This window comes from Hymenobacter agri, from assembly GCF_054778495.1.
In genome coordinates, this window is the sequence record NZ_BAAGZM010000101.1 from 1 (window position 1) to 10,434 (window position 10,434).

At 63.8% G+C, this 10,434-nt stretch carries 8 protein-coding genes and 1 pseudogene; 3 read left to right on the forward strand and 6 right to left on the reverse strand.

What is annotated here, in order from left to right; genetic code table 11:
- The coding region (locus ACYVDE_RS07675; RefSeq protein ID WP_460500899.1) for a sensor histidine kinase at positions 1–1,294 on the forward strand (1,294 nt) is incomplete at its 5' end.
- Positions 1,295–1,432: 138 nt separating this feature from the next.
- On the opposite strand, the gene ACYVDE_RS07680 is transcribed toward ACYVDE_RS07675, so the two are convergent.
- On the reverse strand, positions 1,433–3,067 hold the full coding sequence (locus ACYVDE_RS07680; RefSeq protein ID WP_460500900.1) for an NADP-dependent glyceraldehyde-3-phosphate dehydrogenase: 1,635 nt from the start codon (positions 3,065–3,067) through the stop codon (positions 1,433–1,435).
- Between the two features lie 160 nt (positions 3,068–3,227).
- Between ACYVDE_RS07680 and ACYVDE_RS07685 the strand changes: the two genes are divergently transcribed.
- Positions 3,228–3,656, forward strand: coding sequence for a hypothetical protein (locus tag ACYVDE_RS07685; RefSeq protein ID WP_460500901.1), 429 nt, complete (start codon positions 3,228–3,230; stop codon positions 3,654–3,656).
- A 218-nt stretch (positions 3,657–3,874) separates the two neighbouring features.
- Positions 3,875–5,350: a hypothetical protein gene (locus ACYVDE_RS07690; RefSeq protein WP_460500902.1), complete on the forward strand. Its 1,476-nt coding sequence runs from the start codon at positions 3,875–3,877 to the stop codon at positions 5,348–5,350.
- Positions 5,351–5,448: 98 nt separating this feature from the next.
- On the opposite strand, the gene ACYVDE_RS07695 is transcribed toward ACYVDE_RS07690, so the two are convergent.
- The 5 genes and pseudogenes from ACYVDE_RS07695 to ACYVDE_RS07715 all read right to left on the reverse strand — a co-directional run.
- Complete coding sequence (locus tag ACYVDE_RS07695; RefSeq protein WP_460500903.1) at positions 5,449–7,173, reverse strand: M28 family metallopeptidase; 1,725 nt, start codon at positions 7,171–7,173, stop codon at positions 5,449–5,451.
- A gap of 40 nt (positions 7,174–7,213) precedes the next feature.
- Positions 7,214–7,828, reverse strand: coding sequence for a hypothetical protein (locus ACYVDE_RS07700; protein WP_460500904.1), 615 nt, complete (start codon positions 7,826–7,828; stop codon positions 7,214–7,216).
- An 83-nt stretch (positions 7,829–7,911) separates the two neighbouring features.
- Positions 7,912–8,592, reverse strand: a complete 681-nt coding sequence (locus ACYVDE_RS07705) for a carotenoid biosynthesis protein (RefSeq protein WP_460500905.1) — start codon at positions 8,590–8,592, stop codon at positions 7,912–7,914.
- A gap of 85 nt (positions 8,593–8,677) precedes the next feature.
- Entirely contained in the window at positions 8,678–10,204 is a 1,527-nt protein-coding gene (gene crtD / locus ACYVDE_RS07710; RefSeq protein WP_460500906.1) for a 1-hydroxycarotenoid 3,4-desaturase CrtD, read from the reverse strand.
- Between the two features lie 103 nt (positions 10,205–10,307).
- A pseudogene (locus ACYVDE_RS07715) lies at positions 10,308–10,434 on the reverse strand (class I SAM-dependent rRNA methyltransferase); the annotation flags it as partial.

A 10,434-nucleotide genomic window follows, 5' to 3' on the forward strand; every position in this document is an offset into this window, starting at 1 on the left:
GCTGGCGCTGGCCCGCCACGCCTTCGCCCTGAGCCACCGCTCGCGCAGCAACGAGAACCTGCGCAATGCCAGCGACATTCTGGCCCGGGCCTATGCCGGGCAGGGGCAATTTGCCGAGGCTTACCGCTACCAGGGCCTGTGGGCCGCTTACCGCGACTCGGTGTCGGGCGAGCTCACGCAGCAGCGCACCAGCGCCCTGCGCTACGGCTATGAGCTCGACAAGAAGCAGGACCAGATTGCCCTGCTCACCCAAAGCCGCGAGCTGCAAACGCAGAAAGCCTTCCGGCAGCGACAGGAGATGCGGGCGCTGCTGGCGGGCCTCGGCGGTCTGCTGCTGCTGCTGGGCCTGCTGGCCCGCAACATCTTCCTGAAACAACGCGCCAACCGCACCCTCAACGAGAAAAACGAGGAAATCGGCCGCCAACGCGACCGCCTCGACCTGACCCTGACCAAGCTCAAGGCCACCCAGACCCAACTGGTGCAGAGCGAGAAAATGGTGGCGCTGGCGGCCCTCACCTCGGGCGTGGCCCACGAGATGCAGAACCCGCTCAACTTCGTGAACAACTTTGCCGAAGTGAGCCTGGAGCTGCTGAATGAGTTGGAAGAGGCCCACCAGCAGCCCACGCCCGATGCCGGCCTGGCCACTGAGCTGCTGGGCGACCTGCGCCAGAACCTGCTCAAAATAAACCAGCACGGCAGCCGGGCCTCGGGCATTGTGAAGGGGATGCTGGAGCACGCCCACGCCGACCCCGGCCAGTGCCAGCCCGTCAACCTCAACAGCATGGCCCAAGAGTACCTGCGCCTGGCCTACCACGCCCTGCAAACCAAGCATCACAACTTTGAGGTGGCCCGCCGCTTCGACCTCGACCCCGCGCTGGGGCCGCTGAAGGTGGTGCCGCAGGAGTTGGGCCGCGTGCTGCTCAACCTGTTCACCAATGCTTTTTACGCCGTGCACGAGAAGGCCGCCCTATTGTGCGACGACTACGTGCCCTCGGTGCGGGTGCGCACCCGCCGCATCAGCAACGCGGTGGAGCTGCACGTGCGCGACAACGGCCCCGGCATCCCGCCCGGCGTAATCGATAGGATTTTTGACCCCTTTTTCACCACCAAGCCGCCCGGCGAGGGCACCGGCCTGGGCCTCTGGCTTACCTACGACATCGTGACCAAGGGCTACGGCGGCACCCTCACGGCCCGTTCCGAAGTCGGGGCCTTCACCGAGTTCATCGTGACGCTGCCGCAGGACCAGAACGTGCCGGTAGCCGCGCCCGAGCTGGCTGCGGCGGAGGGGGAGTAGGATGGGCAGAACGGAATAAAAAGAACGTCATGCTGAGCTTGTCGAAGCATCTCTACCGCGTAAGTAATTGATTTTACTATTGCTGTAGAGATGCTTCGACAAACTTAGCATGACGTTCTCAAAAGGCTGGCAGAGTGTTTACAGAATAAACCGCGTGCTCAGGAAGCTGCTTTCCTGCCCGTCCACAATTTCATTCAGCAGGTGCTTGTTGGCGTCGGTCATCTTGGTGGCCACTACCGTGCGGATGCTGAATGAGCGCAGCGCGTCGTTCACCGAGAGGGTGCCCTCGGCCGAGTCTTTGCGGCCGGTGAAGGGGAAGGTGTCGGGGCCGCGCTGGCACTGGGCGTTGAGGTTGACGCGGCTGACCTGGTTCACGAGCTGGTCGATGAGGTCGGCCACTTCCTGCGATTCGGAGCCGAAAATGCTCACCTGCTGGCCGTGGTCGGAGTCGATGAGGTACTGAATAGCTTCCTCGGTCTGGGCGAAGTGGGCCACCGGCACCACCGGGCCGAACTGCTCCTCGCGCCACACTTTCATGCCGGCCTGCACCGGGTAGAGCAGGGCCGGGTACACCAGCGGGCCGGCCGCCGTGCCGCCGCCTTCGTTCATCACGCGGGCGCCGTGGGCTTCGGCATCGGCGATGATTCCGGCCAGGTAGGCGGGTTTCTGGGGCTCGGGCAGGGGGGTGATATTCACGCCCGCGTCCCAGGGCATGCCGGGCTTCAGCTTATTGATTTCGATGGCGAGCAGGCGCACGAATTCATCGGCCACGCTCTCATGCACCAGGAAGATTTTGAGTGCCGTGCAGCGCTGCCCGTTGAAGCTGAGTGCGCCGAGCAGCGACTCCTGCACCGCCACCGTGAGGTCGGCGTCGGGCATGATGATGGCCGCGTTCTTGGCGTCGAGGCCCAGGATGGCGCGCAGGCGGTTGCTTTTGGGGTGCATTTTCTTGAGCGAGTCGGCCACCCGGCTGCTGCCGATGAGGCCCAGCGCGTCAATCTTGCCCGAGGCCATGAGGGCCGGCACCACGGTATTGCCGCGGCCGTACACGGTGTTCACCACGCCCTTGGGGAATGCTTCGGCGAAGGCGGCCAGCAGCGGGAAGTGCAACAGGGTGCCGTGCTTCGGGGGTTTGAACAGCACGGTGTTGCCCATGATGAGGGCTGGGATGAGCATGCAGAACGTCTCGTTCAGCGGGTAGTTGAAGGGGCCCATGCACAGCACCACGCCCAGCGGCGAGCGCCGAATCTGGCCGATGATGCCTTCCTCAATGGTGAAGCGCGACGAGTCGCGGTCGATATCCTTGAGGGCATCGATGGTGTTGCGGATGTAGTCGATGGTGCGGTCGAACTCCTTGTTGGAGTCGGCGGCCGACTTGCCGATTTCCCAAAGCAGCAGCTTCACGATTTCGGCTTTGCGGGCCACAATCAGGCGGGTGAATTTCTCCACGGCGGCAATGCGCTCGGCCACGCTCATCATGGGCCACTCGCCGCGACCGTGGTTGTAGGCCTGCACGGCGGCATCGAGGGCCTTGAGGGCTTCGGCCTCGTCGAACAGCGGGTAAGAGCCGATGACGCGGGGCGCGAGCGAGCCATCGGGCCGGCGCTCGAACATGGGCGAGATGACTTCCTGGGTGGGGCCGGCCCATTCGCGCAGCTCGCCATCGAGCAGGTACTGGCGCTGGTGCAGCGGCTCGGCCAGCTGCCAGGCTTCGGGAATCGCCGCCGCGTCGGGCGGGAACAATTGGGTCAGGCTTTCGGTGCTTACGGACATAAGAGCGGGCAAAAGGTGCGGTGCGAACCTACGCACCAGCCACTGGGTACGGAAATAATGCCCTGCCGGCCCAATGCGGCCCGTTTCTTTACGGGAACGTTTGCGTGGCGCGCAAGCACGCAAAAACCGCTATGTTTCGGCCGAAAATATTTTTTCATTCATGACGCTCCACCTGCTGCTCCTACTCAATTTCGCCGCGGCCGCCTACCTCACCGGCCTCATCTGGACGGTGCAGGTGGTGCACTACCCCAGCTTCGGGTTGGTGCCGAAGGAGGCGTGGCCGGCCTTCCACCGCGCCCACACCCGCCGCATGAGCTACGTGGTGATGGCCCCGATGGTGCTGGAATTGGCCCTGGCCGCGTGGCTGGCCTGGGTCGGCCGCGCCACCCTGCCTGCCGGCGCCGGCTGGTGGAGCCTGGGGCTGGTGGCGCTGGTGTGGGCCGCCACGTTCTTCATCTCGGTGCCCTTCCATAACCGCCTCGAACACGGGTTCGACTACATTGCCATCGACGGCCTCACGCGCACCAACTGGATACGGACGCTGGCCTGGACGGCGCGGCTGTGTTTATTAGGCTGGTTATTAATATGATATTGAATGTGCGTCGATTCGATAAGTTTATGACAAGTACATAGGCTCGTTTTGCTAGTGGCAACAAGTACATGCGGGGTACATAACTGGAAGGCGAATGCGACGATGGGTATATTTCCGGTACATAAGTGCTGGGCGGCTACCGGCTCCGTTTGCGACGCGCATCAGCAATTGGCCATGTCTGCCTGGCTTCTGCTTCCGGCGCTACTTTTAGCGGCATGAAGCAGCTGTTATTCCTCGGGTTTTGGCTTTTCTCCCTTTCGCTGCGGGCGCAGGTGGCCACCCCGGCCAGCCCCGGCCCGGCCGTGACGGTGGAAGTGAGCCGCACCCACGCGCTGGTGCGCTTCGTGGAAACCCTGGCCGGCGGCAGCAACACGTATCGGGGTAGCCGGAAGGCGTTTGAGGCCAGCCGCTTCAACACCCCGGTGGCCCGGCGCTGGCTGCGCCGCTACCACAGTCTCAACCTCGACCCCGGCTTCGACCGTGATGGCTACCCGGCCGGCCGGCTGGGCAGCGTGGGTTCCATTCAGCCCACCTACCTAGCTGCCAGCGCCGACGCCCACGACCTGCCCGACCTGCTGCGCCGCACGGCCGGCCTGCTGCCCAACGAGACGCTGACCAGCCTCGACAGCGTGTACCGCTATTTCACGCCCGCCTTCGATACGCTGGCCTGGCAGCCCCACGCCGCCGAGCTGGGCCGCCTGCGCACCGCCTATGCCGACTTCCTTGCCCAAAGCCAGCTGATGCCGAAGTTCGGCCAGCTGCGCACCTTCTACGGCAGCGTGTGGCCCGATAACCTGCCCTACCGCATTCTGCTCACGCCGCAGCTCGATGTGAAGCAGGGTTTTAATGGCCTGATTTTTACCAACCACGCCACGGCCATGGGCAACCTGGTGCTACTCGATTGCCACCCCCAGTCGCGCTCCTTCGTGGATGGCTCGGCCGTGGTGTTTCATGAGATGAGCCACACGCTCTCGGCCCAGCAGCGCCTGGGCTTGCAGCAGCAGCTCGAAGGCTGGTACCTGCGCCACCCCTCGCCCAACCATCGCTACGCCTACAACCTGATGGAGGAGGCCCTGGCCACCGTGGCCGGCGAGTGGATTTACGCCCAGCAAAAAGGCCGCCCCGAACCCGGGGAGTGGTACTACGACGACTACATCGACCGATACGCCCACGCCCTCTACCCGCTAATGACGAGCTACGTGGAGCGCGGCCGCACCATCGACAGCCTGTTCGTGCACGAGGCCGTGGCCCTGTTCGACCGCACCTTTCCGCAGGCCGCCACCAGCTATGTCAACCTCTTCCGCAACGTGCTCTACTGGACCGATGCCGACGATTTCCAGGCCACCGTGCAGCCGTTCCGCGACCGGTTCCGCAGCAATTTCACCTACTCCACCACGCCCATCCTCAACTCCGCCAAAGCCCTGGAGCGGGCCCGGAGCGGCGAGGTGCTGCCCGTCATCCTCGTCACCCGCGACCACAAAGCCACGCTCCGGTATCTGCGCGAAAACCTGCCGGCCCTGCGCAAGCAGCGCCTGCGGCCGGAGAAAGCCTTTCTGCTCACCATCACCGGCCCCAACGGCCCGCTCGTCCTCGTGAACGTGCACGACCCGGCCCAGCTCACCGCCGCCGCCAAGCTGCTGGAGCAGCAGGGGCAGATAGATGTGAAGCAGCCGCTACAAGTGCTGAAGTAGTGACTGTCATGCTGAACGCAGTGAAGCACCTTATCACGCTAGAACAAGTCGTTCGAACGTGATAAGGTGCTTCACTGCGTTCAGCATGACAGCCGATATTACTTACCAGCTAAGCTCTTTTCCCGCGCGGCCTTGAACTCCGAGCCATTCTTCCACTTCGGGAACGTGGTTTCGCCGGCTAGGCGCTGGCCTACGCGGAATAGCAGGCGGGCATCCTGGGCGGCACCGCGCAGGTCCCAGGTGGGGTCGTACTGGTCGCTTGGCTGGTGGTAGTTTTTCTCGTCGAAGCCCACGCGCTGGGCCTCGGCGTAGGCCTTGCCGTGCAGGCGGCTCTCGAACAGGCCGCGGGCGTAGAGGGCGGGCACGCCCACTTTGGCGAAGCTGAAATGGTCGGAGCGGTAGAAGTAGCCGGTTTCGGGGTGCTGGTCGGGCAGCACGTAGCGGTTCTGCTCCCGGGCGGCGGCGCGGGCATAGTCGTCCAGGTCCGACTGCCCGTAGCCCACCACCGTCAGGTCGCGCATCGGGCCGAAGCCGAACAACTCGTCCATGTTCAAATCGGCCACCGTGTTGCGCAGCGGGAACAGCGGGTGCGCCGCGTAGTAGCCCGAGCCCAGCAGGCCCTGCTCCTCGCCCGTCACAGCCAGAAACACGATGCTGCGCTGCGGCTTCTCCCGGGCTTGCTGGAAGGCCGTGGCAATGGCCAGCAGGCCAGCGCAGCCGCTGGCGTTGTCGAGCGCACCGTTGTAAATCGAGTCGCCCGCCACCGGCTTGCCGATGCCCAGGTGGTCCCAATGCGCGGTGTAGATGATGTACTCCTGCGGCCGCGTGGTGCCGGGCAGCACCGCCACCACGTTTTTCGAGGTTTTGCGGGTGATTTTGTTGTGGATGGTCGTGGTCAGATTCAGCCCCAGTGCTTTCCCCTTAAAGCCTTTTTTGTTGGCGGCGGCGTAGGCTTCGTCGTAGTTCTGGCCGGCGGCCGTGAACAGGCGCTTGGCCGCATCCAGCGCTATCCAGCCTTCGAGGGCCACTTTGCTGGCGCCTTTGTCGGCGGTTTGGGGGCGCAGCTTGGCGCCGCCGTTGCTGCTCTGCACCACCGTCCAGGGGTAGGAGGCGGGCTTGGTGTCGTGGATGATGAGCAGGCCCGTGGCACCGTGGCGAGCGGCCTCCTCGTACTTGTAGCTCCAGCGGCCATAGTAGGTCATGGCGTTGCCTTTGAACATGGTGGTGTCGTTGCCCGCGTTGCCGGGGTCGTTGATGAGCACCACCACGGTTTTGCCCTTCACGTCGAGGCCGGCGTAGTCATCCCAGCCGTATTCGGGAGCCGTCACGCCGTAGCCGGCAAACACCAGCGGCGAGTTCTTCACCTCAATCAGCGGCTGTTCGTGCTCGCTCAGGAACATAAAGTCCTGCCGATACTTCAGCGGCAGCGTCTTGCCGTTGCCCGCAATGGTTGCTACCGAATCGGGTGTGCCCACAATTTCCACCAGCGGCACCGCCTGGAAGTAAGAGCCCGTCGGCCCCGGCTTCAGCCCCAGCTTCTTAAACTCCGAAGCTAGGTAAGCCGTGGCCTTTTCCTCGCCCGCCGTAAACGGCCGCCGGCCCTGGAATTCGTCCGACGCCAGCGCCTTGATATGCCGGGCCATGAGCGCGGGCGTAATGCCGTCGTTGGGAGCGGTTACGCTGGCCGTGTCGGCAGTGGCGCTTTCGTTTTTAATAACGGTCCTCGAGCCTTCGGCCGACGACGATTTTTTGCCCTGGCAGGCCGCCAATAGCAGGCCCGCGGCGGCCGGCAGCAGCCAGCCGCGCCATGTGGTTACACGCATCCGAACAGAGAGTTACCCCCGACGGCGCGGTCGGGGCTGCCTACAGCCGGGCAAAATGCTCGGCCGCAATCCGCGCGCCTTCATCGGTGCAGATGCCGCGAATGTAGTACAGGAAAATGCTGCGGAACACCTCGCGCATGTTGTAGCGGTCGGGCGGAAACACCAGCGGGTTCAGCATCATGTTCAGTTGCTCCAGAATAATCTTGGTCACGAGCTGAATGTTGATGTCGGACCGAAACAGCTTGGCCCGAATGCCGTCGTTGAGCAGCTGTTGTAGCTGCGGGGCCGAGTAGGTGGTGAGATGGTCCATCACTGCGTCCCACGACTCCGGGAAGCCGGCCTGCAACTCGCTGTAGAACGTATCCGGCATTTTGCTGAGGTCGCGCAGGCCCAAGTCGAGCAGGCCGTAGAGGCGCTCCACAGCCGTCGGAAACTGGGCATATAGTTCGACGTGCTCGCGCTTTTGCCGCTCCAAGTCGGCCAGCATCGTGTGGTGCACCAATAGCTCGCGGCTCGGAAACTGCGCCAACAGCGCATCTGGAGTGGTGCCCAAAGCTGTTGCCAACCGGGCATCAGGTGCCCCGGCCAGGCCCAGTTGGTAGAAGACCGGCATGGCGGCCTCCAGCGAAATTGTCGAGAGCGTAGAAGTGGGCATAGCAGCAAATAAAGGCAGCAATTGCGCTACCGGCGCGGCTGCCAGACAACTTCGGTGCCCGGCTAGTTCATCCGCCACCTGCTTTATTTCAACGCCCCCAATAGAAAGAAGAACAGTAATTGCGTCAGATATACCAACGGTACCAGTGCGTTATGCTTGGCAAACGTGGTGCGATTAAAAAGCATCTGCAAAATGCAGGCGAAGATGAACCAGTCGCGAAAATTTTGAAACGGAATCACGCCTGCCGTCCAGTGCCAGAAGTCGTACCGCCCCGCCACCGGCTCCAGGCAGGCATCGAAACCCACCATGAGCCCGGCCGCCAGCAGAATGCGGGCCAGCTCGCCCAACGGCAGGTAGCGCACCAGCATGCCGCACACGTAGGTGAGCACCAGCCAGTTTAGCCCAATCATGGGCGGCACGCCGCTGAAGGGCTGCTGGTCGAACAGCTTGAAGCCCAGCGTGTCGCCGTACGTGTAGTGCCCGAAGACCTTGCCCGTGTTCACGCCCACAAACTCGGCCCCGAAGCCCAGCAGCACCACCGTGAGGCAAAAGCCCCAGAAGCTGGCATCGCGCCCTTCCTGAAACCACAGCAGCAGCAGCGCCGTGAGCCCGAGCGTGAGCGGCGTAAACCGCAGGTAAAAGCTTGGGTCCTCAGAAAAAGCCAGCCCCACAAAGCCCGTGAGGTGGAACAGCAGCACCAGCCCTTGCGCGATGCGCAGCCGGCGGGTAGTCGCAGCCGGGAGCGGCTCGGTGTAATCAGGCATAAGGTTGGAATGAGCAATGTGCAATGAACAATGAGCAATTGAGAAATGCCAGCGGCTACTCAGTCAATTGTTCACTGCTCATTACTTATTGCTCATTGATAAGAGACGAAACGATTTTGGCCGACAGCAGGCACAGGGGAATGCCGCCGCCCGGGTGCACCGAGCCGCCGCAAAAGTACAGCCCTTCGAGCCGCCCCGAAAAATTCGGGTGCCGCAGAAAAGCCGCCAGCGCGTTGTTGCTGGAGCTGCCGTAGAGCGCCCCGCCAAACGACGAAGTGTCGGCGGCGATGCCCGGCGGCGTCCATACTTTTTCGGCGGCGATGAGCGGCTCCACGTCGGTGCCCAGCGCCTGGCGCAGCTTACGCAGCACGGCGGCGCGGGTTTGCCGGGTGAGGGCATCCCAGTCCTGGCCCTGGTCGTGGGGCACGTTCACCATCACAAACCAGTTTTCGTGGCCGGCCGGGGCGTCGGTGGGCGTCTTTTTGGAGGTGATGTTCACGTAAACCGTCACGTCGTCGGCTACGGTTTTTTGCTGAAAAATCGCATCGAACTCAGCCTTGTAATCCTGCGAGAAGAAGATGTTGTGCAGCCCCAGCTCCGGAAACTCGCGGGCGATGCCCCAGTAAAAAATCAGGGCCGAGGAGGAGCGGGGCTGGGCCAGCGTGCGCTCGGGGGCGGGCTCGCGGGGCAGCAGACGGCGGTAGGTGGGCACCACGTCCATGTTGCTCACCACCTGGCCGAAGTCGTACACGTCCTGGGCCGTGCGCAAGCCCGTCACGCGCCCGTCGGCCACGATGATTTCCTCCACCGCCTCGTTGTACCGAAACTTCGCCCCGAATTCCGTCGCCAGCCGGTGCAGGCTCTCGGCAATGGCGTAGATGCCGCCCTCGGGATAAAATGCCCCGATGCCGTGCTCCAGGTGCGGAATCATGCTCAGCGTGGCGGGCGCCTGGTAGGGGTCGGAGCCATTGTAGGTGGCGTAGCGGTCGAAGAGCTGCACCAGCCGCGGGTCGCGGCCGAAGGCGCTGGCGTGGCGCTGATGCATGGTGCCCAGCAGGCCCAGCTGCGGCAGCGCAGCCACCGCCTTCAGCGTTTCGGGGCTGAAGTAGGTGCCCGCCTTGTGCAGCGACTTGTGCAGAAACGTGCCCGCCGTGGCATCGTAGGCCTTCCCGGCCCGGGCCAAAAACTGCGTCACTTCATCCGCCGGCGTGCCGAGCTTTTCCTCCACCTCGCCCGCGAATTTCGCCGCGTCGGCCCAGGCCGTGAGGCGGGTGCCATCGGCAAAAAAGTAGCGGGTAATGGGGTCGAGCCGCTCGTAGCGGAAGTAGTCGGCGGGCTCGCGGTGGGCCAGCCGGAAAATGTCATCCACCAGCTGCGGCAGCGTGAACAGCGACGGCCCGGCATCGAACCGGTACCCGCCCGGCAGCGTGAACTGGTGCATCTTGCCCCCAAACGAAGGCCCGGCCTCGAACACCGTAACCGGGTGCCCGGCCACCGCCAGCCGCGCCGCCGTGGCCAGCCCCGCCACCCCCGCGCCAATAATGGCCACGGGCTGGCGTGAGGGTGCAATGTTGATTTTCTTTTTCTTGAACACTGGACTGCTAACCGCCACAGCGGGGGGAGAGGTTTTGCCGAAACTGCCAAAAATAAAGCGGCGCTCCGCGGCCGACGTTTGCTGTCTGCCTCGGAGCGCCGCTGCAAGTATCCAAAAAGGCTTACTCCACCGCCAGCACCAGCCCCTTCAAATAAGCGCCTTCCGGGTGGAAGAGGCTTACCGGGTGGTCGGCGGGCTGGGTGAGGCGGTGCAGGATGCGCGCCGGCCGGCCGGCCTCGATGGCCGCC